This window comes from Roseovarius maritimus, from assembly GCF_043355895.2.
GTDB classification, from domain to species: domain Bacteria; phylum Pseudomonadota; class Alphaproteobacteria; order Rhodobacterales; family Rhodobacteraceae; genus Roseovarius; species Roseovarius maritimus.
Genome location: NZ_JBHFPF020000004.1, coordinates 100,849 through 127,074, shown reverse-complemented (window position 1 = coordinate 127,074; position 26,226 = coordinate 100,849). Strand labels below are relative to the sequence as shown.

23 protein-coding genes and 1 pseudogene are annotated in these 26,226 nt (G+C 60.8%); 12 read left to right on the top strand and 12 right to left on the bottom strand.

Annotated elements, in window-relative coordinates; all coding sequences use genetic code 11:
* Positions 1–163 precede the first annotated feature (163 nt).
* From ACEWPM_RS10190 to rpsT, 6 genes are all read right to left on the bottom strand, one after another.
* Positions 164–1,837, bottom strand: a complete 1,674-nt coding sequence (locus tag ACEWPM_RS10190) for a Na/Pi cotransporter family protein (RefSeq protein WP_393962111.1) — start codon at positions 1,835–1,837, stop codon at positions 164–166.
* Positions 1,838–2,055: 218 nt separating this feature from the next.
* Positions 2,056–4,473: a DNA topoisomerase (ATP-hydrolyzing) subunit B gene (gyrB, locus tag ACEWPM_RS10185; protein ID WP_393962112.1), complete on the bottom strand. Its 2,418-nt coding sequence runs from the start codon at positions 4,471–4,473 to the stop codon at positions 2,056–2,058.
* 96 nt (positions 4,474–4,569) lie between these two features.
* Positions 4,570–5,673 (bottom strand): DNA replication/repair protein RecF, encoded by a 1,104-nt coding sequence (recF, locus tag ACEWPM_RS10180; RefSeq protein ID WP_393962113.1) that lies wholly within the window; start codon positions 5,671–5,673, stop codon positions 4,570–4,572.
* A gap of 44 nt (positions 5,674–5,717) precedes the next feature.
* Complete coding sequence (gene dnaN / locus ACEWPM_RS10175; RefSeq protein ID WP_393962114.1) at positions 5,718–6,836, bottom strand: DNA polymerase III subunit beta; 1,119 nt, start codon at positions 6,834–6,836, stop codon at positions 5,718–5,720.
* 127 nt (positions 6,837–6,963) lie between these two features.
* Positions 6,964–8,334, bottom strand: a complete 1,371-nt coding sequence (gene dnaA / locus ACEWPM_RS10170; RefSeq protein ID WP_393962115.1) for a chromosomal replication initiator protein DnaA — start codon at positions 8,332–8,334, stop codon at positions 6,964–6,966.
* Between the two features lie 485 nt (positions 8,335–8,819).
* Positions 8,820–9,083 carry a 30S ribosomal protein S20 gene (rpsT, locus tag ACEWPM_RS10165; protein ID WP_393929311.1) on the bottom strand — a complete coding sequence of 88 codons (264 nt, stop codon included), beginning with the start codon at positions 9,081–9,083 and terminating at the stop codon, positions 8,820–8,822.
* Positions 9,084–9,328: 245 nt separating this feature from the next.
* On the opposite strand from rpsT, the gene ACEWPM_RS10160 reads away from it, so the two are divergent.
* Complete coding sequence (locus tag ACEWPM_RS10160) at positions 9,329–10,402, top strand: Hint domain-containing protein (RefSeq protein WP_393962116.1); 1,074 nt, start codon at positions 9,329–9,331, stop codon at positions 10,400–10,402.
* Here ACEWPM_RS10160 and ACEWPM_RS10155 read toward each other — a convergent pair.
* Both ACEWPM_RS10155 and mutM read right to left on the bottom strand, forming a co-directional pair.
* Complete coding sequence (locus ACEWPM_RS10155; protein ID WP_393962117.1) at positions 10,365–11,141, bottom strand: enoyl-CoA hydratase; 777 nt, start codon at positions 11,139–11,141, stop codon at positions 10,365–10,367. The genes ACEWPM_RS10160 and ACEWPM_RS10155 overlap by 38 nt on opposite strands.
* A gap of 82 nt (positions 11,142–11,223) precedes the next feature.
* On the bottom strand, positions 11,224–12,075 hold the full coding sequence (gene mutM / locus ACEWPM_RS10150) for a bifunctional DNA-formamidopyrimidine glycosylase/DNA-(apurinic or apyrimidinic site) lyase (protein WP_393962118.1): 852 nt from the start codon (positions 12,073–12,075) through the stop codon (positions 11,224–11,226).
* A 160-nt stretch (positions 12,076–12,235) separates the two neighbouring features.
* Between mutM and ACEWPM_RS10145 the strand changes: the two genes are divergently transcribed.
* The 5 genes from ACEWPM_RS10145 (at position 12,236) to ACEWPM_RS10125 (ending at position 18,455) form a co-directional block, all read left to right on the top strand.
* Complete coding sequence (locus ACEWPM_RS10145) at positions 12,236–13,090, top strand: hypothetical protein (protein WP_393962119.1); 855 nt, start codon at positions 12,236–12,238, stop codon at positions 13,088–13,090.
* A 90-nt stretch (positions 13,091–13,180) separates the two neighbouring features.
* Entirely contained in the window at positions 13,181–13,924 is a 744-nt protein-coding gene (ubiE, locus tag ACEWPM_RS10140; protein ID WP_393962120.1) for a bifunctional demethylmenaquinone methyltransferase/2-methoxy-6-polyprenyl-1,4-benzoquinol methylase UbiE, read from the top strand.
* A gap of 3 nt (positions 13,925–13,927) precedes the next feature.
* Positions 13,928–15,463, top strand: a complete 1,536-nt coding sequence (gene ubiB / locus ACEWPM_RS10135) for a 2-polyprenylphenol 6-hydroxylase (protein ID WP_393962121.1) — start codon at positions 13,928–13,930, stop codon at positions 15,461–15,463.
* 116 nt (positions 15,464–15,579) lie between these two features.
* The gene (locus ACEWPM_RS10130; RefSeq protein WP_393962122.1) at positions 15,580–17,775 is read left to right on the top strand and encodes a YjbH domain-containing protein; all 2,196 of its coding nucleotides are present in this window, start codon (positions 15,580–15,582) and stop codon (positions 17,773–17,775) included.
* Complete coding sequence (locus ACEWPM_RS10125) at positions 17,772–18,455, top strand: YjbF family lipoprotein (RefSeq protein WP_393962123.1); 684 nt, start codon at positions 17,772–17,774, stop codon at positions 18,453–18,455. The genes ACEWPM_RS10130 and ACEWPM_RS10125 overlap by 4 nt, the downstream gene beginning before the upstream one ends.
* Before the next feature lie 116 nt (positions 18,456–18,571).
* On the opposite strand, the gene ACEWPM_RS10120 is transcribed toward ACEWPM_RS10125, so the two are convergent.
* From ACEWPM_RS10120 to ACEWPM_RS10110, 3 genes are all read right to left on the bottom strand, one after another.
* Entirely contained in the window at positions 18,572–18,769 is a 198-nt protein-coding gene (locus tag ACEWPM_RS10120) for a hypothetical protein (RefSeq protein ID WP_393962124.1), read from the bottom strand.
* 258 nt (positions 18,770–19,027) lie between these two features.
* Positions 19,028–19,708, bottom strand: a complete 681-nt coding sequence (locus tag ACEWPM_RS10115; RefSeq protein ID WP_393962125.1) for a flagellar hook capping FlgD N-terminal domain-containing protein — start codon at positions 19,706–19,708, stop codon at positions 19,028–19,030.
* A gap of 12 nt (positions 19,709–19,720) precedes the next feature.
* On the bottom strand, positions 19,721–21,376 hold the full coding sequence (locus tag ACEWPM_RS10110; protein ID WP_393962126.1) for a flagellar hook-length control protein FliK: 1,656 nt from the start codon (positions 21,374–21,376) through the stop codon (positions 19,721–19,723).
* Positions 21,377–21,488: 112 nt separating this feature from the next.
* Between ACEWPM_RS10110 and ACEWPM_RS10105 the strand changes: the two genes are divergently transcribed.
* The 6 genes from ACEWPM_RS10105 to ACEWPM_RS10080 all read left to right on the top strand — a co-directional run bounded on the left by ACEWPM_RS10105 (position 21,489) and on the right by ACEWPM_RS10080 (position 24,860).
* Entirely contained in the window at positions 21,489–21,779 is a 291-nt protein-coding gene (locus ACEWPM_RS10105; protein ID WP_393962127.1) for a rod-binding protein, read from the top strand.
* Positions 21,772–22,125, top strand: coding sequence for a flagellar protein FlgN (locus tag ACEWPM_RS10100; protein ID WP_393962128.1), 354 nt, complete (start codon positions 21,772–21,774; stop codon positions 22,123–22,125). The genes ACEWPM_RS10105 and ACEWPM_RS10100 overlap by 8 nt, the downstream gene beginning before the upstream one ends.
* 207 nt (positions 22,126–22,332) lie before the next feature.
* Entirely contained in the window at positions 22,333–23,208 is an 876-nt protein-coding gene (locus ACEWPM_RS10095; protein ID WP_420768017.1) for a flagellin N-terminal helical domain-containing protein, read from the top strand.
* 73 nt (positions 23,209–23,281) lie between these two features.
* Positions 23,282–23,659, top strand: coding sequence for a flagellar biosynthesis regulator FlaF (gene flaF / locus ACEWPM_RS10090; protein ID WP_393962129.1), 378 nt, complete (start codon positions 23,282–23,284; stop codon positions 23,657–23,659).
* Positions 23,656–24,060, top strand: coding sequence for a flagellar biosynthesis repressor FlbT (gene flbT, locus ACEWPM_RS10085; RefSeq protein ID WP_393962130.1), 405 nt, complete (start codon positions 23,656–23,658; stop codon positions 24,058–24,060). The genes flaF and flbT overlap by 4 nt, the downstream gene beginning before the upstream one ends.
* Positions 24,057–24,860, top strand: a complete 804-nt coding sequence (locus tag ACEWPM_RS10080; RefSeq protein ID WP_393962131.1) for a DUF1217 domain-containing protein — start codon at positions 24,057–24,059, stop codon at positions 24,858–24,860. Before flbT ends, ACEWPM_RS10080 begins: the two co-directional genes overlap by 4 nt.
* A gap of 72 nt (positions 24,861–24,932) precedes the next feature.
* Here ACEWPM_RS10080 and ACEWPM_RS10075 read toward each other — a convergent pair.
* Positions 24,933–26,168, bottom strand: a pseudogene (locus ACEWPM_RS10075) (IS3 family transposase).
* Between the last annotated feature and the right edge of the window lie 58 nt (positions 26,169–26,226).

The following is a 26,226-nucleotide window of genomic DNA, read 5'->3' as shown; positions in this document are numbered from 1 at the left end:
CTCGCATATATCTGCACGGCCTTCTTAGGACCGCTGTGAAACAAGACTGTGACAGATTGCTGCACATGAATAGTCTAATTAACCTATCACTTCATAGGCTGACCTTATGCATCCGAGCGGTGGGATGCACCCCAACCGCACACCTCGGCGCACGCGATGCGCATCACGCGTCCTGATCTTCTTCCATGTTCCGGATCAGGCGCGTCTCAAGCAATTGGCCGTTGCGATAGAGGATCGGATAGGCCACCGACGAGATATGGCCGTGCATGTCACGCAAGGCGCGCAGCGTTTCCAGATGCACATCACTCGATGCAAAACTGTCGGTGCGCCCTTCTGACAGGCGCTGAAGATGGCGCTTGCGACTGCGCCGCTCTTCCTGCTTGATCTCGCCTTTCTCCAGCACCAGAAGGCGCGCGCTCTCCAGATCGTCCGAGATCAGGACGTTGCTGGCCAGCTTGAAATTGGCGCGCACCGCCTCGAACATATGCACCAGCTCGGACCAACCCTCGCTGGATAATTCCACGCGCTCGTCACGCTTCTCAGCGATGATCGTCAGAAACTGGCCGGCCACCAGATCGCCCGCCGCCTCCAGCCGGATGGCATATTCCATCAGGCTGCGCACGGTCTTGGCCTCGTCCTTGGTGTATTTATCCATCGGGATGTTCGCGACATAGCGGCGAATGCCCAACAGCGCGGCATTTACGGTGGCGTCCTTCACCTTGATCGCGCGCATGCGGGCCCGGTCGCCATCCTCGTAGAGAGACTGGATCGGCAGATACATCCGCTCGACCAGGCCCATCATGCGCAAAAGCTCGCGCTTGAGGCTGGCGATGGCCATTTGGGGCATATCCAGCACATCGGGGTCCAGAACGCTGATCTCGTCATGCTGGTCCGGTGCGCCCTGCGCTGCATTCGGCAGCATCGCCGTCATGGGCCGCACGAGGGGCCGGCAGAGCGGTAGCGCTATGATCAGAAGCGACAGGTTGAACGCGATATGCGCGTAGATCAGCGATTGCTCGGGCGAGACGATCATCAAGAGCGCCGGATCAAGGCCAAGGTTGATCACCAGCAGCGCGGTCAGTGCCCAACTGCCGCGCAACGCCATGTTGGCCAGCGGGATGCGGCGGCCCTCGGCGCTCATCCCTCGCGTCAGGTAGACCGGGATGCCCGCACTGCCGAGGTTCGCGCCCAGCACCAACGACAGGCCAGCGGCGAAAGGGATTGCCCCTATATGCACGAGCGTCACGCACATCAGGATCGCCGCAACGCTGGAATGCATCACAAAGGCCAAAACTGCCCCCACGATGAAGGCCGTGATGAAATCCCGGTCGAGGTAATCGGCAATGGCGGGCAAAAACGCGCTGTCCTTGATCGGCTCAACCGTCTCGCGCAAGAGCTGGAGCGCTATGAGAATGAAGGCAATGCCCATCAGGATGCGCCCTGCCTGCCGCCACTTGCGTCCCTCGGTCTTGATGAAAAGCCAGCCTCCGACAGTAAGCAGCAGCGGCACCAGCCAATCCAGCCGGAACGACAGCACCTGAATGATCAGCGCCGAGCCAAGGTCGCCACCCAGCACCACCGCCAGACCGGCGGGAAAGGCCAAGTACCCCGCCGCAGCAAAGCCCGAAGTCAACAGCGCGACCGCCGCCGAGCTTTGCAGGATCAGCGCCAGCATCACACCCGTCGCGCCCGAGCCGATCAGGCTGCCGCTCTCGGTCAGCCAGCGCTGGAATTGCGCACCGAAACTGCGCTCGATCCCGGTACGCACCATACGCACCGCGAAGAGCAGCAGCATCGTCGCCCCGGCGAGGTTCAGCAGAAAGGTGAGGATTGCCATGCCCTAGCCGCGCCCGCCAAATTGAGCGCATGTCAGAGATGCATGTGGCCGTCTATCGGTCATTTCTGTGTCTTTATGCCCGTCAAAGAGGCTACAAACCACAAATCACGCAGTTATCCCAGCCGAATATGCGCCGCGCGACTCGCCGCAGAGGTTCTGCCCTATCGGAACCAGCCGTGACGGAGCGACGCGGCTGCGTTGCAACCTATTGGAATTTATCAGAAGTCCAGATTTTCCACGCTTAGCGCGTTTTGCTGAATAAATTCGCGCCGCGGCTCGACTACGTCGCCCATGAGCTTGGTGAAAAGATCGTCGGCTTCGGCGACGTCATCCACTTCTACCCGCAAAAGCGTGCGTGCCTCGGGATCCAGTGTCGTCTCCCACAGCTGATCGGGGTTCATCTCGCCCAGACCCTTGTAGCGCTGCAGCGACAGGCCCTTTTCGCCCTCTTTGAGAATGGCATTCAGAAGGTCCATCGGACCGTAGATCATCTCGGTCTTGTCCTTGCGCATCAGCGTTGCAGGCAAATTGTAGACGTCCTGCAGGTGCTCGGTAAAGCTGCCCGTGCGCTTGGCCTCGCCGCCCCGTAGAACAGGACCGTCCAGCGTGCGCACCTCTTCGACACCGCGCAGGATACGCGCAAGGCGGATACCGTGATCCTGCGTGATCCGGCCCTGCCAGCCACGCTCGTATTCCAGCGCGATCAGATTCAGACGCTCGGCCACCTTGTCGGCCACGCCCTGCAGATCGCCCTCGATCGCGCCGGGGGCAAAGGCACCCGCAATCGCCGCCTGCTCCAGGATGTGGCGCGGGTAGTGCGTTGGAAAAGCCTCCAGAACGCGGCGCAGTTGGCGGGCATTATCGACGACGCGTGCCAGATCCTGACCCGCGATATCCTCGCCATTGCCCTGCCGCAGGGTCACACCGTCGACACCCTGATCGATCAGGTAGTTCTCCATCGCGGCCTCGTCCTTGAGATAGACCTCGGACTTGCCGCGCGTCACCTTGTAAAGAGGCGGCTGCGCGATATAAAGATGACCGTTTTCAATAAGTTCCGGCATCTGGCGATAGAAGAACGTCAACAAGAGCGTGCGAATATGCGCGCCATCCACGTCGGCGTCGGTCATGATGACGATCTTGTGGTAGCGCAGCTTGTCGATGTTGAATTCGTCGCGACCGATTCCGGTGCCCAGCGCCATGACAAGGTTGCCAATCTCCTGACTGCCCAGCATCCGGTCGAACCGCGCGCGCTCGACGTTGAGGATCTTGCCCTTGAGCGGCAGGATCGCCTGAGTGCTCCGATCGCGCCCTGTCTGGGCGCTGCCACCAGCCGAATCCCCCTCGACAAGGAAAACCTCGGTCTTGGTCGGGTCCTTTTCCGAGCAATCCTTGAGCTTGCCGGCAAGGTAATTCACATCCATCGCCGATTTGCGCCGCGTCAGCTCGCGCGCCTTGCGCGCCGCCTCGCGGGCCAGTGCGGCCTCGACGATCTTGGAGGTGATGATCTTGGCCTCGTTCGGATTTTCCTCGAACCACTCGGCCAGCTTTTCGGACACGAGGTTTTCGACCGCCGGGCGCACTTCGGACGAGACCAGCTTGTCCTTGGTCTGGCTGGAAAATTTCGGATCCGGCACCTTGACGCTAAGCACGCAGGTCAGCCCCTCGCGCGCATCGTCGCCAGTGAAGTTGACCTTCTCCTTCTTGGCGATACCGCTCGATTGCGCGTAATTGTTGATGGTCCGCGTCAGCGCACCGCGAAAGCCCGCCATATGCGTGCCGCCATCGCGCTGAGGGATATTGTTGGTAAAGGGCAGCACCGTCTCGTGATAGCTGTCATTCCACCACATCGCGACTTCGACGCCGATATCGTCCTTCTCGCCGGTGATGAAGATCGGATCGGGCAGCATCGCCGTTTTGTGCCGGTCGAGATATTTGACGAATTCGCGCACGCCGCCCTCGTAAAAGAGCTCGCTCTCGCGCGGCTCCTCGGGGCGCTCGTCGCGCAGGAGGATGCGCACCCCGGAATTGAGGAACGCCAGCTCGCGCAAGCGCTTCTCCAGCGTGTCGAAACTATAGGCGAGGTTGGAGAATGTCGTGGTCGAGGCAAGGAACCGCACCTCGGTGCCCTTACGGCCATTCGCGGGGCCGACGACCTCCAGATGTTTGACCGTATCGCCCCGTTCGAAGCGTGCGATATGCTCCTTGCCGTTGCGCCACACACGCAACTCCAGCCAATCGCTGAGCGCGTTGACCACGGACACGCCGACGCCGTGCAGGCCGCCCGATACCTTGTAGGAGTTCTGATCGAATTTTCCGCCAGCGTGCAGCTGGGTCATGATGACCTCGGCCGCGCTCACGCCCTCTTCCTCGTGGATCGCCACGGGGATACCGCGCCCGTTATCGCTGACTGATACCGAGCTGTCGCCATGGATCGTCACCGTCACGCGGTCCGCATGGCCTGCCAGCGCCTCGTCGATGCCGTTATCGACGACCTCGTAGACCATGTGGTGCAGGCCCGAGCCATCATCGGTATCCCCGATATACATGCCCGGACGCTTGCGAACCGCGTCCAAACCCTTGAGAACCTTGATAGAATCGGCGCCATATTCTTCTGGCGCAGCCACAGCCTCGGACATCCGGAATTTCCCTAGTAATTTTGTTGTTTTATAGGGGTTTCAGCGGGGGTTGTCACGCAGCTATACGCTGATTTCCGCCCGGCGTCGCTGCGATGTTCACAGTGCCGCGACCTGCGAAATTCCATCCGTTTCCGTGACCTCGATATGCTGCGCCCGGTTCCCGAGTTCGGTGAACAGCTCCGGCCCTGTCCCGGTCATCCAGGCCTGTGCGCCCAGCGCGCAGATTTCGTCATAAAGCGCGGCACGCCGCCCTGCATCCAGATGCGCGGCCACCTCGTCCAGCAGCAGGATCGGCGGCGCGCCGAACGATTTGGCCAGCGCCCGCGCATTCGCCAGAATCAGCGATACCAGCAGCGCCTTCTGCTCGCCAGTGCTGCAATCGCGGGCTGGCACGCCCTTGGCCGCATAAACGCCGTGGAGGTCCGCCCTATGCGGCCCCACCAACGTGCGCCCGGCCATCAGATCGCGAAACCGGCTTTCGGCCAATGCGGCGCGGTAATCCTCGGCGCTGCCGGGCATCTCGCCATCCGTCGCTGTCAGCTCGAGCTCGGCCACCGGAAAGGCCGTCTCGGCCTCGGCCTGCGCGGCGTGCAGCTCCTCCAGCGCCGCGCGCCGGCCCGCGTCGATCTCGGCGCCCCGCGTCGCCATCTGCGCTTCCAGCGCCAAATACCAATGCGCGTCACGCACCTGATCCTTCAGCAGGCGGTTGCGCTCGCGCATCGCCTTATCAAAGTCGAGGACGGCCTCGGCATGCGACGGCAGGAAACTCATCGTCACGCGGTCCAAAAAGCGCCGACGCCCTTCGGCCCCTTCGATCCAGAGCCGGTCCATCGACGGCACCAGCCACAGCACCCGCGCCAGCCGGCCCAAGGCCAGTTGCGGCGCCGCCTTGTCGTCGATCCGCAATTGGCGCGCGCTGCCCTCCTCGGCCCAGATATCGACCTCGTGAACCCGGTCCAGCGAATGCAGCAAGCCCGACACCTTCCAACCCAGCGCCTCGGGACGCCGCATCATGTCCTGCGCCGCTGCCCGCCGCATGCCCCGCCCCGGCGAAAAGAGCGACACCGCCTCGATCAGATTGGTCTTGCCGGCCCCGTTCGGTCCATGGATCGCGACTGGCCGTGCATCGAGCGACAGCTTTGCTGATTTATGCGAGCGGAAATGCGAAAGGCGAAGGGATGACAGATAAAGCTCCGTCATCCCTTTACTTTCATTTTGCTAGAAATACTCAAATTTGCGCGTCGTCACACGCGCATCGGCATGACGACATAGACCGCGCTCTGATCATTCCCCTCGCGCATCAGCGTGGGATCGCCCGCAGAATTAAAGAGAAACACGGCATTCTCGCGATCCACCTGGCTGGCGATCTCCAGCAGATATTTCGCATTGAATCCGATCTCGAGCCGCTCGTCGCCATAGGCCACGGCCAGCTCTTCCTCGGCGGCGCCGCTATCGGGCGCGTTGACGCTTAGGATCAGACGGTCCTCGTCCAGCGCCAGTTTCACGGCGCGGCTGCGCTCGCTGCTGACGGTCGCGACACGGTCGACGGCCTTGGCGAATTCGGCGGCGTCCACTTCCATCTTGCGCGTGTTGCCCTGCGGAATGACACGGGTGTAGTCGGGGAAGGTGCCGTCGATGACCTTGGAGGTCAGCGTGATGCTGGGCGTGGCAAAGCGGATCTTGGTCTCGCTGACCGACACGGCGATCATCATGTCGTCATCGTCCAAGAGCTTGCGCAGCTCGCCCACGGTCTTGCGGGGCACGATCACACCCGGCATTTCTTCGGCGCCCTGGGGCAACTCGGCGTCTATGCGCGCCAGACGGTGGCCATCGGTCGCCACGCAGCGCAGGACCTTGCCGTCCTCGCCGGTCGCCACATGCATGTAGACGCCGTTCAGGTAATACCGCGTCTCCTCGGTCGAAATGGCGAATTTCGACTTGTCGAACAGGCGACGCAGCACCGGCGCCTTCGCCGAGAAGTTGCTGGCGTATTCCGAGGAAGCCATGACCGGGAAATCTTCCTTGGGCAGCGTCGCAAGGTTGAAATTGGATCGACCCGCCTCGACCGTCAGGCGACCCGAAGTACCGTCATCGGCCAGCGTGACCAGCGCGCCGTCGGGCAGCTTGCGCACGATTTCATGCAGCGTCACCGCCGAAACAGTTGTCGCGCCGGGCCGCTCGACCTGCGCGTGCGCCTTGTCGCTGACCTCGATATCGAGGTCAGTGGCACGAAAATTCACCGTATCGCCCTCGGCCTCGATCAGCACGTTCGCGAGGATCGGGATCGTATTGCGACGCTCGACGACTGACTGCGCCTGACTGACCGCCTTGAGCAAGGTTCCGCGTTCAATGCTGAGCTTCATGCCCATTCTCCCTTAAACGTGCCGGCGCCGTGCCGGGACTGGCACGGTACCGAAACCGCCTTGCGGCGCAAGTTGTTTATTGGGTTTCTGATCGGGAATTCCCAAGCGGTCAAGCCCTGCCCGCGCCTCACGCCTCCAGCGCGCGGCGCAGCAGGTCGATATCCTCGGCGATCTGGGCGTCTGCATTTCGCAGCTCGTCGATGCGGCGTACGCCATGCATGACCGTCGTATGGTCGCGCCCGCCAAAGCGGCGCCCGATTTCCGGCAGGCTGCGCGAGGTCATGTGCTTGGCCAGATACATCGCCACTTGGCGCGGGCGGGCAAAGACGCGCACGCGCTTGGGCCCGATCAGATCGCTGAGGCGGATGTTGTAATGGTCCGACACCTGGCGCTGGATTTCTTCGATAGTGACTTGGCGCTCGCTGCTACGCAGGACGTCCGCGAGGCAATCCTGCGTCAGCTCCATCGTGATCTCGTGCCCGACCAGCGAGGCGAAGGCAAAAAGTCGGGTCAGCGCCCCCTCCAGAACGCGGACATTCTTGGTGATGCGCATCGCAAGGAATTCCAGCACGCCATCGGCCAGAACGAGGCCGGGATACTGCGTGCGGTAATACTCGACCTTGGACTGCAGAATGCCCAGGCGCAGCTCGTAATTGGTGGGATGCAGATCGACGACGAGGCCGCATTGCAGGCGCGACTTGATCCGCTCTTCGAGGTTCTCGATCTCGCCGGGTGCGCGATCGGCCGAGATGATGATCTGCTTGCCGCCATCGACCAGCGCGTTGAAGGTGTGAAAGAATTCCTCCTGCGTGCTGTCCTTGCCGGCGATGAACTGCACGTCATCGACCATCAGCACGTCGACCGAGCGGAACATGCTCTTGAAATCCATCATCTTGCGCTCACGCAGGGCCGAGACGAAGCGGTACATGAACTGCTCTGCCGAAAGGTAGACGACATTCAGTTCGGGCTGGCGCTGCGACAGCTCCCAGGCGATGGCGTGCATCAGGTGCGTCTTGCCGAGGCCAACGCCGCCATAAAGGAAGAGAGGGTTGAACGTGACCGGCCCGCCGCTGGCGACGCGCTTGGCGGCTGCATGGGCCAGTTCGTTCGGCTTCCCGACGACGAAGGTGTCAAAGGTAAAACGCTTATCCAGTGGGGCTGCGGCCACGCTACTACCTTGCTGGGACGCGGTGTCGCGAGAGTCTTTTGCGGGCTGCGCAGAGGCGCGCGGCGCAGCAGCGGGGCGGCTGGCCTGATTGGCGGGCACACGGAAATGCACGCGGCGGATCTCGGGCGAGATGCTCTTGGCGTGGTACAGGATCTGATCGCCATATTTCTGAGACACATAGTTGCCGACAAAGCTGGTCGGAACGGCAAAGGTCGCCACGCCCTCATCGACATGGGACAGTTCCAGCGGTTCGATCCAACTCTTGTAGTTGCTCTTGCCGATCGTCTTCAAAAGGTCCTGCTTGAGTTGACCCCATTGATCTTTTGTCATGCGTTCCTGCTTCCGCGGCTTTTATCGTTTCAGTTCCCGCGCAAAGGTCGCCCCGGACCCCTGCACGAACGAGCGCGATACGCCACTTGAAAACAAACCACGGCCATCCCGCCGGACGAGGGTCCGGCAGATGCATCCGTCCAGTAACAGACGAACGATGACACGACGTGCCAGACGCGACGAGGTGGATTTGATCCGCCAAACCGCGACTGACGCCGGTATGCTTTATTTGGACATGCCGGGTTGCCCCGAAAATATTTTCCCGTGGCTACAGCCCCCCAAAGGCCCGCCACCGGAATCAGCCTGTCCCCCCAAGCGTGAATCGCAGGCTCAAGTTAGCAAGGTGCTGCGCGCTGCGGCAACCTATCTTATGCCTTGACTCTGATTTTGCGTGAAAAGAATCTGCGCGCCTCAAAAAATGCCACAGAAACGCAAAAAGCGCCCCATCCGGGGCGCTTTTTATGAATTAAAAACAGGTTGTTAACTTAGCTAATGGCGTTAACGCGGCTGGACAGGCGCGACATCTTGCGCGACGCCGTATTCTTGTGGAACACGCCTTTGGTGACGCCGCGCATCAACTCGGGCTGGGCCGCGCGCAGGGCTGCCTCGGCGGCAGATTTGTCACCCGATGCAATCGCTTCTTCGACCTTGCGCAGGTAAGTGCGGATGCGCGAGCGACGGGCCTTGTTGACGGCCAAGCGTGTTTCATTCTGACGTGCGCGTTTTTTTGACTGAGGCGTATTTGCCATGAGAATCTTGTCCTTGATCTGGTTCGGTATCGAATTTTAATGCGGACGGTACCAAACCCAAGTCTCCGACCGGGCCGAAGGTGATTCTTGCCTGAGCGGGCATCGCGCGCATGTATAGCGGGGTCTAATAAGGCGAAGGCCGCCCGAATGCAACCATCGTTATTTCCGTCCCTGCCACGGCATCTTCGTAATCACGCCCGATTTGCGCGCTATTCGTTAAATTGCTTAACAAATTGGATGCCTTGATGCCGGTCAACACGATCTACACCCTCGCTGCCTCGCAAATCTCGGTCTCGGGGGGCGGACAGTTGTCGGGCATCACCCAAGGCGATGGGACGCACTTGGCCGGGCGGACCATTACGCTGAATTCAAACGCTTGGGACTCAATCGACGTTTTTGACAGCACGGGCGATACCAGCTTTGACGATAGCGACACCTCCCAGAGCCTGAGCGGAGCGCAGACACTCAATGGCACGTCCTTTGCCAATGGCGCGCGCGTCGAGGCCGAGTACGAGCTGACGCTGCGGGACCCCGACGGCAATGAATACACGGTGCTCGGCTTCAACATCAATGAGCCGGGCGTGACCTCTTACGCCACGGTCGAGGGGCTGGCCTTCGTCGGCGGTGTCGGCGGCTTCCCCCCGATCGGCATTCCACTTACTGTGATCGGCACGGGCGAAGGGCCCAGCTATGCCTATTCGGCGCTGGCGACACCGCCCTGTTTCACCGGCAGCACGCTGATCGATACGCCACATGGCCCCACCCCGATCGAGGATCTCGCCGCAGGCGATCTGGTGATCACCGCCGATCACGGCCCGCAGCCGATCACATGGGTACGGCGCGTCTGGCTGCCCGCCGCCGTGCTGGCCCGCCGCCCCGAGTTTCGTCCGATCCGAATCGCCAAAGACGCCTTCGGGCGCGGCACACCCTACCGGGACACCGCGCTGTCGCCACAGCACCGTGTGATGGTTGGCGACTGGCGCGCGGCTCTCTTCTTCGGTGAGGATGAGGTGCTGGTCGCTGCCAAGAAACTTGTCAACGATGTCACGGTCACGGTCGATCACAACGCCGGGGAAGTCAGCTACTACCATCTGGCATTCGAGCGTCACGAGATAATCTGCGGCGACGGTCTGATGAGTGAAAGCTATCTGGCCGCCAGCCATGATGCGCTGGAAACGCGCCGAGAACTTCTGGCGCTCTTCGATACTCCGCGCGGCGACACGCCCACCGCGCGGGTCTGTGTGACTGGCCCCAGCGCCGAATTGCTGAGGCCGACCCCGCCTATTTGTCGCGGAACTGCGCGGACCGCTTTTCCTTGAAGGCGGCCATGCCTTCGGCCTGATCCTCGGTTGCGAAGAGAGAATGGAACACGCGCCGCTCGAACAAAAGGCCTTCCTGCAGCGTCGTCTCGTAGCTGCGGTTCACGGCCTCCTTGACGGCCATCACGGACATCATGGATTTCTCGGCGATCTTGCCGGCGGCGGAACGCGCCTCTTCCTTCAGCTTTTTCACCGGCACGACGCGGCTGACCAGCCCCGCGCGCTCGGCCTCTTCGGCATCCATGAAACGGCCCGTCAGGTTCATGTCCATCGCCTTGGATTTGCCGATGAAGCGGGTCAGACGCTGTGAGCCGCCAAGCCCTGCCATGATCCCCAGGTTGATCTCGGGCTGGCCGAACTTGGCGGTATCGCTGGCGATGATGAAATCACACATCATGGCCAACTCGCAGCCACCGCCCAGCGCATAGCCTGAAACGGCGGCAATGATCGGCTTGCGGATGCGGGTGATCGCATCATGCTGCGCGCCAAAAAAATCCTCCGAGAACATTTCGACAAAGCTCTTGTCCGCCATCATCTTGACGTCCGCCCCGGCGGCGAATGCCTTGTCCGAGCCGGTCAGGATGATGCAGCGTACCTTGTCATTTGCCTGCGCCTCCCGAAGCGCATCCACCAGCTCATCCAGCAGCTGATCGTTCAGCGCGTTAAGGGCATCGGGGCGGTTCAGGGTAATTTCGGCGACGTGGTCTTCTACTTCGACGATGATCGTCTCATAGGCCATGAAATCTGCTTTCGCTTGTTTCTGTCAGACGGGCAGTCTTACCACCCCGGCGGGCTGGATCAACCGAATCTTGAAGGGTGCGTCACCGCTGGCACTTGGCGCAGTAAAAGCTGGAGCGCCCGGATTGCACAACGCGCGCAATGGTTCCGCCGCAGTCCGGACGGCGGCAGGGCTGACCCTCGCGATCATAGACGTCGAACCGATGCTGGAAGTATCCCAGCTCGCCATCCGCCCGGCGAAAATCGCGCAAGGACGATCCGCCCGCATGAATCGCATCGCGCAGGACGTCCCGGATGATCGGCACCAGTGACGCCGCGCGCTTTGCCCCGATGTTGCCCGCCCGCCGGCGTGGCGAGATGCCCGCCCGGAAAAGCGCCTCGCACACATAGATATTGCCCAGCCCCGCGATCAGGCGCTGATCCAGCAGCGCCGATTTGATCGGTGTGTTCTTTCCGCGCAGCGCCTGCACCAGATAGGCCTCGTCAAATGCGTTCCCCAAGGGCTCGGGGCCCAGCTTGGCCAAAAGGGGGTGGGCGTCGGCATCCGCCGTGGCAAAAAGATCCATCGCGCCAAAACGTCGCGGGTCGTTGAAGGTGACGCGCGCGCCGCTTTGCATGTGAAAAACTACGTGATCGTGCTTTTCGGCCGCGGGATGCTCGTGCACGAACTGGCCAAGCGGATCGCCCGAGATCAGCATCCGGCCCGACATGCCGAGATGGATCAGCAGCGTCTCGCCCCCCGCCAGATCGACAAGAATGTATTTCGAGCGGCGCCGCAGCGCCAGCACATGCTGCCCCCTGAGACGCTCGGCCATGTTCTCGGGAAAGGGCCAACGCAGGTCCGGCCGGTTCACATCCGCGCGGGCGATGACCCCGCCCTCCATCACCGGCACCAGGCCACGGCGCACCGTCTCGACTTCGGGCAATTCGGGCATGCTTCTTCCTCGGATGGCGGATCCACTCGGCGTTTGCGGGCGCATATACAAGGTCCGAGGCCCGCTTGGAATGCCCGATTGTCGACGCTTTACTGCCTTAGTGACACCGTCTGCATGGCCACAACCTGTGGCTTGCGATGACTTTTAAGGGCTCCAGACGATGGCGATATTTCGGTTGTTTCTCCTATCGCTCGGCGTGGTCCTGACCGGGGTTGCATTGGTCGGCGCTGCCGTGATTTTCAAAGGCCAACAGGCCGCACAGGCTTCTTCCGCAGCGATGCCGGTTGCGACTGCAGCGCCGGAACCGGGCGAGTTTCGCGAGACCAGACGCACCGATTTCCGCATCCAACAACTCAGCACCTATGAGTTCGCCCCTTCGGAGGCGACGCGCCAGCTTGCCAGCAAACGCGCAGCCTGGCGCGGCCCGAACCGGCGTGTATGGTACGAGGTCGCTCCGAAAAGGACAGGCCCCTCTACGCCGCTGGTGATCCTGCTGCATGGCGCCGGACGCGACGGTCTGTCGCTGATCGAGATGTGGAAGGATGTCGCGGCGCTCGAGGGCCTCGCGCTGCTGGCCTTGGACAGCATCGGCTCCAGCTGGCGGCTTGAGGATGCCGATCCCGCCTTTCTAGTCAGCCTTGTGGACAAGATGGTGACGGATCACGGCATCGACCCGGCCCGCATCTATCTATTTGGTCATTCCTCTGGAGCGTTCTACGCGCAATATCTCCTGAACCGCGTGGACGGTCCATGGAGCGCTGCGGTGCTGCATGCCGGATATGCATCCCGGAACGCCTTGCAGAGGCCCGAAACGCCCAAGCCCTACCGGCTCTATCTGGGCGCGGAGGACCACATCTTTTCGGTCGAGACGGCGCGCGCGCTGGGCCGCGACCTAGCCGAGGTTGGCCATGACAACGAGCTGATCGTCATTCCCCGGCACACGCACTGGCTCTATCAGGTGGGTCCGCAGATCGCCGCAGATGCCTGGAGTTGGCTGGATTCGCTGTCGCAATGATGCCGGGTGCCAGATAAGCGAAGAACGCCGCATTGTGTCTGCGGCGCTGCGCCCTATAACAAGAGGCGACCCCGGCGCAAGGCAAGAGCAATGAGCGAAAACACCACCCATTTCGGATTTCAGGACATTCCCGAGGATGAGAAGGCGGGCCGCGTGCGCGGCGTCTTTGGCTCGGTTGCCAGCAAGTATGACGTGATGAACGACGTCATGAGCATGGGCATCCACCGCGTCTGGAAGGATGCGATGATGGACTGGCTGGCGCCCCGGCCCGGCCAGCGTCTGCTGGACGTGGCAGGCGGCACCGGCGACATCGCGTTTCGGTTTCTGAAACGCGCGGGCAGCGGCCATGCCACCGTGCTGGACCTGACCGAGCCGATGCTGATCGAGGGGCGCAAGCGGGCCGAGGCCGAAGCGATGGCCGGTAGCCTCGATTGGGTGGTCGGCGACGCGATGGCCCTGCCCTTCGAGGACAACGCCTTCGACGTCTACACGATCAGCTTTGGCATCCGGAACGTCACCCGCCCGCAAGAGGCCCTAAACGAGGCCTATCGCGTGCTGCGCCCCGGCGGGCGCCTGATGGTGCTGGAATTCAGCCAGATCCCGAATGACATGATGCAGAAGGCCTACGATCTCTACAGCTTCAACATCATACCGCGCATGGGGCAGGCGATTGCCGGCGATCGCGACAGCTATCAATATCTGGTCGAATCCATTCGCAAATTTCCCGATCAGGAGACATTTCTGCGCATGGTCCGTCAGGCCGGGTTCGCGAACGCAAAGTATCGCAATCTCAGCATGGGCATTGCCTGCCTTCATTCCGGCTGGAAAATCTAGCCTATGCGCGGTCCGCACAATATCATCCGCCTGATCCGCACAGGCGCCACTCTCGAACGCACGGGCGCAATGGGCGTCATAATGGATGCGATGGATGCGCCGCCGCTGGTGCGCGGCACGCTGCGCTGTCTTGCCTGGCCGTTCAAATGGCTGGGTGCCAAGGGCGATCCGGCGATGCCGCCCGCACCGCGCGCGCTGACTGCACTTGGGCCTGCCTATATCAAATTCGGCCAGATCCTGTCGACGCGGCCCGATCTGGTGGGTACCGATCTGGCCCAGCAGATGCGGATCCTGCAGGATAAATTGCCGCCTTTCCCTGTCGAGACAGCCAAGGCGGCAATCGAATCCGAGCTGGGTGCGCCGGTCGAAGACTTGTTCGACGATTTCAGCCCGCCCGTTGCCGCCGCCTCGATCGCGCAGGTGCACAAGGCCCGCCTGCGCGCGACCGGCGAGGCCGTCGCCATCAAGGTGTTGCGCCCCGGCATCGAGCGCGCGTTTCGCGTGGATATCGACGCGTTCTACTTCGCCGCAAATATGATCGAGTTGCTCTCGGCCTCTTCGCGCCGGTTGCGGCCCACCGATGTCATAGCCCATTTCGAAGGCGTCGTGATGGGCGAGTTGGACCTGCGGCTCGAAGCCTCATCCGCGTCTGAATTTGCCGCCAATACCGAGGGCGACAAGGGGTTCGAGCTTCCCGGTATCAAGTGGGATCTGTCCAGCCGTCGCGTGATGACGATGGAATGGGCCGATGGCGTGCCGCTGGGCGATAATGACGCCATCGACGCCGCCGGGCATGACCGCCGGGTGCTGGGTGACCGGGTGCTGCAGCTTTTTCTAAGCCATGCGCTGCGCGACGGATATTTTCACGCCGACATGCATCAGGGCAACCTGAAGGTCGCGGCAAACGGCAACATCATTATCTATGATTTCGGCATCATGGGGCATATCGACGAATATACCCGCCGCGTCTATGCCGAGATCCTCTACGGCTTCATCAAGCGCGATTATCGCCGTGTCGCCGAGGTGCATTTCGAGGCGGGCTATGTCCCGCCCGACCGCGATGTCGATGAGTTCGCCCGCGCCCTGCGCGCAGTGGGCGAGCCGATCTTCGGCATGGATGCCAGCCGGATCAGCATGGGCAGCCTGCTGAGCTATCTGTTCGAGGTCACTGAACGCTTCGGCATGGAGACGCGGACCGAGTTGATCCTCTTGCAACGCACGATGGTGGTGGTCGAAGGCGTCGCGCGCTCGCTGAACCCGCAGATCAACATCTGGCAGGTCGCCAAGCCGGTGGTCGAAGATTACATCCGCAAAAGCCTGGGCCCTCGCGCCGCTGCGCAAAGCCTGGGCAAGACGTTGGCCGTGCTGGCGCGATTTGGCCCACGCCTGCCCCAACTGGTCGAGGTGGCGCTGGCGCGCAGCGCCTCCACCCCCCCGCCCGAGCCGCCTCGCAGGCGGCGCAGGGATCTGGCGCTCTGGGGCATCGGCGGAATTGTGCTTGGCGCGGCTATGACATCAATCCTAGTACAGCTTGGCTGATGTTGCAGTTGCGGAACTCGCGCCTGTTTGCGGGAGAACCGCAGGGAAAACTCCTGTTGTTCGCTTTCCGGGTTGCGTATGGTTTTCAAAAACAAAACGCCGCACGAGGGACATCCGTGACCAGTAAACAGCCCATCGCAGCCGCCTTGGCCACCTTGATGCTTGGCACAGTGCCCGGCGCCGTCGCGGTAGCCCAGACCGCGCCTGATGTGGATGCCAGCATCGCGCCGCCTCGGCCCGCAGGAAACCTGGTAACCGACCGAAGAAACATCTACGGCACCCCCGGCGGCCTGATCGACATGCCGACCGCAGAAATGGCGCCCGACGCCGAACTGTCGACAACCGTCTCCGTCTACGGTTCGGGCAGCAACATGACCACGCGCACGACGCTCAGCTTTCAGGTTCTGCCGCGCCTCTCGGCCAGCTTTCGCTATTCCGGCATCGGCGGCCTTATGCCCGACCCCGGCCGGCCAACCTTCAGTACGCTCTATGACCGCAGCTTCGATTTGAAATACCGGCTGGTGAACGAAGGGCGCTATATGCCCGCCATCGCTATCGGTCTTCAGGATTTCATCGGCACCGGGGTCTATGGCGGTGAATACCTGGTCGCGACCAAATCCCTGGGCGATCGGGTGCGCCTCTCGGGCGGCATCGGCTGGGGCCGTTTCGGCAGTCACGGATCATTCGGCAGCACCGGTACCCGGCCAACCTCGCTGCTGGGCGAGGGAGGCATTCCGACCTATGACCGCTGGTTCCGCGGCGATGTGGCGGCCTTTGCGGGCCTTTCTTACGCAGCGACGGACAAGCTGAGCTTTGGCGTCGAATACTCGTCGGATGGCTATGACCGCGAAGTGCGCGACGGCGCGTTCAGCCGCGACTCGTCTTTCAATTTCACGGCCAGCTACCGGGCCAGCGACGCGCTCAGCTTCAGCGCCTATTCGCTCTACGGCTCGGAAGTGGGCGCGTCGGTCACGATATCCCTCAATCCGCGCACACCGGCCATCAAGGGCGGAGCCGAAGGCGCGCCCCTGCCGATTGCACCCCGCCCGGTGGGCAGTGCCTCGGATCTGGGATGGACCACCGATGTCGCGCGCCAGAGCAGCGCGCGTGCGACCCTCGCCTCGCTTCTTGAGCGCGATGGGATTGCACTCCATGCGATGGACCTCAATGCAACCAGCGCGCATGTGCAGATTCGCAATCAGCGCTATGGCCAGCGCCCGCAGGCCTTGGGCCGCACCGCCCGCGCGATGACCCGCTCGCTGCCCGGCTCGGTCGAGACGTTCATCGTTACCCAGATGGTCGAAGGTCAACCGGCAGGGTCGGTCACCTTCCGTCGGTCGGATCTGGAGCGGCTCGAAAACGCCCCTGCAACCGACATGCTGGCCGTGACGTCGATCAGCGACGGCCTGAGCTATGCCGACGGCGTCACCCTGGCCGAAGATGCCTATCCCCGGTTCGAGTATGGTATCGGCCCCTTCCTGCGCTTCAGCGTGTTCGATCCTGATAATCCTGTGCGCTTCAACGCAGGCATCCAGGCGCGGGCCCAGTACCATATCGCGCCGGGTTGGGTGGCCTCCGGCTCCGTCTCGCAAAAGGTGTTCGGCGATCTGGATAGCGTCTCGCTGCCCGGTGAGTCAGGCTTGCCCCGCGTTCGCTCGAACGTGTCGCTCTATTCCCAGACCGACACGCCCACGCTGGATCATCTGACGCTGGCCAAATACGGCCGCCCTGCCAAGAACATCTACAGCCGCTTTACCGTAGGCTATCTGGAACGGATGTATGCAGGCGCCTCTGCCGAGATCCTGTGGAAGCCAGTGGATAGCCGTCTCGCCCTCGGCGCAGAGGTCAACTATGTGCATCCGCGCGATTACGATCAGCGGTTCGGCCTGCGCACGCGCGACACGTCGTCGGGCACGATCCCCGAGTGGAACGGGCATGTATCGGCCTATTACGATATTGGCCACGGTTTCCATGGCCAGCTGGACGTAGGTCAGTATCTGGCCGGAGATTTCGGCGCAACCGTCTCGCTGGACCGCGTCTTCGCCAACGGCTGGAGTATCGGGGCGTATGCGACCAAGACCGATGTCAGCTCCTCCACCTTCGGAGAAGGCTCATTTGACAAGGGTATCCGGATCGAAATTCCGCTCGCCTGGGGCGTGGGTACGCCGACCATGCAGAAATCCAAGACCGTCCTGCAATCGCTGTCCCGCGATGGCGGTGCGCGCCTTGAGGTGGATGGTCGCCTTTACGACAAGGTCAAGGAAACCCATGCGCCGTCGCTGGCCAAAACATGGGGGAGGTTCTGGAGATGAGTGTGACCGTTACCGCATTGCGCCGCGCCGCTATTGGCCTTGCCTGCCTAGCCGGCGTTTCGGCCTGCTCGAACGCACCCGACCGGCAGGTTTCGGCGCTGTCGATCGGCAAGTCCATTTTCTCGGGCCGCAAACAACCGCAGATGCCCAGCGCCTCGCAAATCGCAAATGACGTCGCCAAGGCGTTGACCGCCACGGACGCGCCCCTGATCCTGCTGACCGTGCCCAACCGCAAGGCAGTAACCGTAATGCAGCAATTGGAGCAAAACAGAGGTTACAAGACTTTTGGCACGGCAGATCGCCGCAGCTTGACGATGCACGCCGGGATGATGACGGCGACGCGCGGGCTGGGTAACGACATCATGTCTTCGAGGCTGGGGGCGCTGCCTTCGCTGATTACGTCGCGCAACAGCGGCACGGCTGAACGCGAGATGCGGTATCTGGACGGCGAAGAGCTGACTCGCACTCAGATCACCACCTGCACGGTACGGATCGAAGGAATTGACCGCGTGGATCGTGGCTCAAACAGCATTGCAGTGACGAATGTCAGCGAAACCTGCCGCGGCGATGGGGCTCAGTTCACGAACACCTACAAGGTCGGATCGAGTGGCCAGATATTGCAATCGCGACAGTGGCACAGCCCGTTGAACCAGTACTTCCTGATACAGTCCTTGCGCTGATATCTTTTTGGCAGTCATCTCTGGATGCACTCAAGCGCGTCGGATTATGATCATCCAAAGTAAAAGGCGGCCGATGGGCCGCCTTTAAAATTATCATCACCAAAAAGGTGGGAAAATCAGGTGTCGTCGCTGGAGTCGATTGCCGCGATGGCAATGACACCGACCGCGATGCCCGCAGCAATAAGGCCCGGCGAAACTGCCATGGCACCCTGCGAGGAGACGAACGGATCAGCGTTCACATCCTGTGCAACAGCAGGAACTGCGGCGGAAACGGCGAGAGCAGCTGCTGCTGCAAAAGTCGAAATCTTCTTCATGATTATCTCCATTCTGTCTCATGTTCATGCACAAGTACATGTACTATGAGAGATCATCGCACAGCCTGTTCCGAAACGAAACATTTTTTCAGGTCAAATGGGGGATATTCGCTGATCGCGTGTGCAGATCGACTTAAACGCTCAAGTCACTGTTTTTACACGCCTGAAATCACGGGCAATTGTTGCCGTTTTGCAACCTGAAGCGAAACGCCCCAAGCCTGCGGGTCTTCGCCGAGCCATGAAGGGCCGCGGCGGCCATCACTCCGTTTCGGCCTTGCGCAATCCCAATACATCCCGCGCCGCGAGAACCTGCCCCCCCTCCATGACCAGCATCGTCTCGCCTCCGGAAAGCTGCGCCTCGATCACGCGCGACTGGCTTTGAACCGGATCGGATCCCAGAACGTCCTCGCCCTGAAACGAGTCGACGCTCACGTCATACATGCCTTTCGATAGCGCGCGTCCCGCCTCATCTTTTCCGGACCACAGATAGGCGCCGCCTTGCGGGGAAACATCCAGCTCCTGAACGATTCCACCAGAGGCATCCCGCACGACGAGCCGTGCCAAGTCTGCACCTCCTCGCGTACTCAGTGTCAGCGGAACGGGAGAACCATCAAAGGCGACGGGCATCACGGCCCGCGCATCCATCCCGACCCAGCCTTGCAATTGCCCCATGCCCAACACCCCCATTTGTGCGCCCAATCCTGTGAGAAGGTCGTTGGTCAGCACCTGCTGCTCGACCGTCGAAAAGGCTGCGAGTTGTGATGCAAATTCGGTTGAATCAACAGGATTCAGCGGATCCTGATTTTTCATCTGCGCCGTCAGCATTTTCAGAAAGGTCTCAAAATCGGAATTCAGCGTCGTCTTCCCAGCGCTACTTGCTGATCCCGCCGTGATGCCAGCATTCGAAATTGGGTTGTTTACTGTAGAGAGAACGTCCATTCCATGTCCTTCCTAAAAGCGCACGTCAATGCGATCGGCAGCCATGATCGCTACCTGCCCGGCGACTTGAGCCACGGTGATCGGCATTGCGGGCTGCTCGATTGTGATTGTTTCTGAAGGCTCCGATGGTGCACGGCCCTCGTTGGCGCGATCATCCTGCGCGAAAGAGAACTCTGTGCCCTCATGGCCTGCTCCGTCAAACTCTTGGCCGAGCAGATCCTCGTGGCGCCGCATGAGGTCGAGCGTCTCGGCGCGCTCTGCGGCCACGTTCACGATCATTCCCGTCTCGCCTTGCGATAGCGTAATGCGCACTCGGCCCAACTCAGATGGATTGAGGAGAACGTCGATCGCACGCTCCGCGCCACGCCCGATCACCTCAGCGATCTGAGCGGCAACCTGACGGGCGACCTGCGGCGCGGCATCTTGAGTCACGCCTCCGACCCGCAACTCGACATTCGAGAATGGCCTCAGCTCCCCTGACGTCCCGATGTCCTGGGAAATGGCCGACGGTAGTCTTTCGTGACCCGCCGTGTCGCGCAAGACGCAGAGCGACCCCACCATCGACGCCAGTCGCCTTTCGGCCGCACTTTGCGCTCCTGCAGGCAGCGATGCAGCTGGGATGGCCGAGAGGTTGGATTGTATCCTTGCGTTCATATCAACCACTTGCCCTGACAGGAACGAGGGCGATGCGGCCCCCCCGCCAGGGTCAGAAACGTCGTGCGCCCGGCCCATATCCGAATTTGATTGCGGTGTTTTTCCTGGCGGCGATGGATCAGCAACCGGACTCTCCTGCTCCGCCCGGCGGGTGAGTTCACCGTGCAAACCAAGCTGAGACCCTATCGTTTCGGCCCCGCGCGGCGTGGCACTGGTGTCGGACTGACCGCCAAGCGGCGCGCGCGCCGGTTCCGCCCAAACCCCATCGCAGCTTGCGACGGTTCGAAACGCTTCTTGCGTCCCGCCTTCGGCTCGGTCGCGCGCGGTTCCAAGGACCGCCTCAGAAATGACATGAGGCGACAGCGTGCGGGCTGCTACTGATGGCTCTTTACCGCTTTCTTTCCCCGGACGCGCTGTCTGGCCAATACTCAAACCCGCGGCATCACAATCGGCGGCCTCCTCTGAACTAGTCATTTTGTCGTAGGCATGCAGCCCGCCGTCGGAGGCGACCATTCGACCCACAGCGTCTGCCCCATTGTGGTCTCCGACCACGATTGCGGCACTTCCGTTTGGGCCAGCTGCAATCCCAGTTGGCAATTCAGCGCCGCTGGACACGGAAAAACGCAAATTGTTCTTTTGAGACGAGGTTAACCCCACATCAGTTGCACCTGATGAGCCGCTGAGTTCGTTATCTTCACCGACGTCTGAGCTTTCCCTATCCAATGGATCAACACATCGGCAAGACGGTTCATCCTGCGAGGCCGCTGAAATCGTCTCTCCATTCTCATCTTCAACGTCATCGTCTCTGGCCTTTGACCCGCCCGATAGCAATTGCCCCCGGCAGTCGAGCGGTGCGGATCCTGCATTCCGCGATCGGCCCTCGGCCTCACGCTCCTGAAGAATCGACGAGAAACTACGCGCTGCAGAATCGGGCTTGGACCGCATGTCTGCCCAAGCCCCATCGATGCCACGTCCGGCAGCAGTCGAAATTGAATTGGTCACTAAACCGAGCATCTACGCCTCCGGATTTTCTGTTGTCGAATGTCACAATGGCAGCATCTGGTTACCGCTTCTTTACCGGTTTGGGCTCAAATGCTTCGGAGTTCGATAAATTGGAGGTATTCTCGTGACGGATTTTTTACCCGTTTCCCAAACGCTCAAATCAGCACGCCATGGACCGGCGGCGGCTCCGGATCGCGCCCGCGATGCAGCGCAAAGACTGGAGGCAACTTTCCTCGCAGAAATGCTGAAATCTGCAGGCTTCGGGAAAAGCGATGGCTTCGCGGGCGGCATCGGTGAGGAACAATTCGCTTCGTTTCAAAGACAGGCTATGGCGGACGAAATGGTCAAATCCGGTGGCCTCGGGCTTGCCGACACGTTCTACCAATCCATGATGGAGGCACGGCGCGATGCATGATTCAACTCAGAAAATCATAGACGAAATGGACACGCTTCTGGAGGAAGAGCGCAAGGCGCTTCTGAAAGGTGACCTGGAGTCAATCCGTGTGCTCTTGGCCCGGAAGGAAGCGCTGATCGATGAATTGAACGCACTTGCACTGAACGCGCAAGACCTCAAGCATCTTCAGCGCAAGGTTTTGCGGAATCAGGCACTTCTGGATGGCGCGCTGCAGGGAATTCGCACAGTTGCCGGTCGGCTGACGGCCCTGCGGCGCATCCGCCGGACGCTCGAGACCTATGATGGGCGCGGCCAGAAATCGACGATCCTGGACGTCATCGAGCATCAGGTCGAGAGGCGCGCCTGATCCGAATTTGTCTAAAATGCCAACGACATAGAAGGGCGCCCTTAGCATTCCATTAGCACAAATCGCGCCATGATGTCCTTGCATCCGATCTGGATGGCGCAGCGTCGGCTCCTGGCCTGCTGCACTGGTCAGAATGACGTTTGAAACTGCCCCCAGCGGGCGGGATTTGTAAATGGCGCAAAGCGCCGCAAGCCAAAGGAAAATGCTATGTCCAGCATTCTGACGAACAACAGCGCAATGGTTGCATTGCAAACTCTGAAATCGGTCAACAGCAATCTGGCCAAAACCCAAGATATGATCTCGACCGGCCAGGAAATCGGCAAGGCCAAAGACAACTCCGCCATCTGGGCCATCTCCAAGGTCATGGAATCGGATGTCAGTGGCTTCAGCGCGGTCTCCAAATCGCTTTCGCTGGGCGAATCGACCGTCGAGGTTGCATCGGCGGGCGCCGAGCAAATCACCAACCTGCTCAACGAAATGAAGGAGAAAGTCGTCGCCGCCACCGGCGAAAACGTCGATCACGCAAAACTGACATCCGATGTCGACGAGTTGAAAGAGCAGATCGGGTCGATCATTCGGGGCTCTCAGTTCAATGGCACAAACCTTCTCGATGCGGCCGGCGGCGGTATCAACGTGCTGTCGTCGATCAACCGGGCTGCCGACAACAGTGTCAGCAATGCAAACATCGTCGTTGCCAGCGCGGACCTTGAGACCGGTCTTTTGGGCGGCGCGACCGCGGCCACTGCTGGCGCAACCATCGCAGCAGCCAATATCCTGGGCGATGTTGATGTGAGCTCTGCCGCTGCGGCCGCCACATCGCTGACCGCGCTCGAGACGCATATTCAAACTGCCGTTGACGGTGCCGCAGCGCTCGGTGCATCCGCCAAGCGGATCACGGACCAGAACGATTATGTCAGCAAGGTCACCGACGCGATGAAGTCGGGCATCGGCGCGCTTGTCGATGCAGATATGGAAGAGACGTCGGCCAAGTTGCAGGCTCTGCAAGTTCAGCAACAGCTGGCGACACAGTCTCTGACGATCGCCAACCAAGCGCCGCAAGCAATCCTCTCGCTGTTCCGCTGATGAAACCTTCAGGGGTGCTTTCATAGCACCCCTGAGCTTTCACTTCATCTAGTACTTCCAGAAGGATCAGAATGTGAATGCCATTCTCAGGGCGCAAAACGCCTACGGACTGTCCAATCAATCCGCCCGCACGCCGCGCAGCACCGAATACGACGTCGTCGCGCGGATCACGCAAAAACTGAAATCGGCGGCCGAGCAAACACCCATCAATATGCCGGCACTTGCAGCCGCCATCAGCGAAAACAGAGAGCTTTGGACGCTGTTCGCCATTCACGTGGCCGATGGAGACAATGCCCTGCCGAAAGATCTGCGCGCCAGCATCTTTTACCTTTCAGAATTCACCGACGTACAGAGTCGCAAGGTTCTGGCGCGCCAAGCGACCGCAGATGCGCTGATCGAAATCAACACAGCCGTCATGCGAGGACTGCGAGATGGCGGGACAGCCAAATGAGCGGCCTCGTTCTGAAGCTCGCCCCGAAAGAGCGAGTGCTAATCAACGGGGCCGTGATCGAGAACGGCGACAAGCGTTCGCGCCTGTCCATCGTCACGCCGCAGGCCAACATCCTTCGACTTCGCGATGCGATCCATCCCGGCGAAGCGACCACTCCGGTTCGGCGTGTTTGCTACTCGGCGCAACTCGTCCTATCGGGAGATGCCGATGCCGAAGACGCGCGCCTGCCCCTCCTGCGTCACATCGAGGAACTCAGCCAGGTTCTGATTGATCCTGACAGCCGCAGTCATTTGGCCATGGCGACGCAAGCCGTCATGGACGGGCAATTCTATCAATGCCTCAAGGCGCTGCGACATCTGCTTCCTCGAGAAGAACACCTGTTGGCGCGGGGGCCAAGATGAGCTTTCAGCCCATCGTGCCAGCTACCGGGCTGATTGGCTGGAACTACCTGTCCCGCACGCTGGAGTCGCAATCTGAAAACCACTCGAAAACTCCAGAAATCCGGCGTGATACCGAGTATTTCGAGCAGAACATCAAGAGTGTCAACTCGGCCGAGGACTTGGTTTCCGATCGACGGCTGTTGCGTGTGGCGCTTGGTGCATTCGGGCTGGATGCCGATATCGATAGTCGGGCCTTCATTCAAAAAGTACTCGAAGGAGGCACGGAGGAGACGACGTCTTTGGCAAATCGCCTGTCCGACGACAGGTATGAGGATTTCGCAAATGCTTTCGGCTTTGGCAACTCAGGCGGCGTGAGAACAAGCAGTACCACTTGGACCAAGGACATCGTTGCGAAATTTCAGCGCCAACAGTTTGAAGTGGCCGTCGGAGACCAGGATGAAAGCATGCGCTTGGCCATGGATGCCAAGCGCAATTTGCCCGACGTAGCGGATGTTTCGGGCTCGGACGAAACCCGCTGGTACAAGATCATGGGTAATACCGTTCTCAGGCAGGTGTTCGAGACGGCTCTCGGGTTGCCCGCCAGCTTCTCCCAAGCTGATCTCGACACGCAAGTCGCCGAGTTTTCCGATCGCGCGCGTCGCCAGCTTGGGCTGGACGATCTATCCAGCCTAGCCGATCCGGGTGTTCAGGAGTCAATTATTGAACGTTTTCTGCTGCGCGATCAGGTTCAGGCGATTTCCGTGCAGTCGTCAGGAGCCGTCGCGTTGACGCTATTGCAATCGGCACCCAGGTTGTATTGACGGAACCGCTCGCCGGCAATTTGTGAGAAAGAATGAGCTACACCCCATCTCCTAGACAGGATCTGGCCTAATTTAAGCTACTCGTTGCACCTGCTGACCGGGATTGTTGATATCATTTATCTGCCAATAGACCAGCGCCGGTGGCTTGCCGCCGAGAGCTGAGTGAGGGCGCTGGTGGTTGTAGAAGGTCATCCATTTCCTGATGGCCGCTTTCGTTTCTGATCCGGTCTCCCAGCCATGCAGGTAGACGCACTCGTATTTCAGGGTTCGCCAAAGCCTCGCGATGAAGATGTTGTCGAGGAACCAGTCCTTTCCGTCCATCGAGATGCGCAGGCCGCTCCGGCGCAAAAGGTCGGTCCAGGCGAAGGAGGTGAACTGGCTGCCCTGATCGGTATTCACTATCTCGGGCGGGCCGAACTTGTGGATGGCCTCGGCTCAGTGCCTCGACTTAGAAGTCGGCCTCCAGCGTGTTTGAGATGCGCCAAGCCAGCACCTTGCGCGTGTGCCAATCCATGGTCGTCACGAGGTAGAGGAATCTGCGCCGCATGGGCAGGTAGGTAATGTCCGAGCACCAGACCCGGTTCGGACGATCCATCCGTAGACCTCTCAGCAGGTAGGGATATGTCTTGTGCCCCTTCTCTGGCCTGCTGGTGTTGGGCTTCTGATAGAACGGCATGAGCCCCATAAGGCGCATCAGCCGCCGGATACGCTTCTCGTTCACGAGGTGGCCGGCGTTGCGCAGATGCCAGGTCATCCGCTGCCTGGCAGGGCATTGCGTAGCAATGTCCCGAGAGGGTGCCGGACACCGAAGAACGGCGTCTCCAGGAACTGCTCATCGATCCGCCGCATCAGACCGAGGTTCTGTTCGGTCTCTCCCCTCGGCTCGTAGTAAAAAGACGAACGCGAGATCGACAGCAGCTTACACTGCTGACCGATGGACAGCTGGGGGTGGTTGGGCTCGATCATGTCGTACTTCACTTTCCGCCTCAGGGCTTCAGCTTTCGTTCCAAAAAAAAGAGTTGCCCACCGCAGGGGCGGTGTCTCTCGGACCATTGGTGTTCACCCGCCCATTCACCCGATCTTGGCGTGGCGCTCCTTCACCTGCTCCTCGTCGATCTCGGGCTTTTTCCGCGCCCCGCACTCGAACACACCAGAAGCGCCTTCGAGTAGCGCCCGCTTCCACTGATGGATCATCGTAGGATGCATCCCGAACCGGCTCGCCAGCTCGGCCGCCGTTTCCTCACCCTTCAGGCCTTCCAGCGCGACCTTCGCCTTGAACTCCGGCACGTGCTGCTTGCGTTTCGATATCTCTGATCTCCTTCTCGTCGAAGGTCGACCAGACTGCAAATTGTAGCTTATGTGAGTG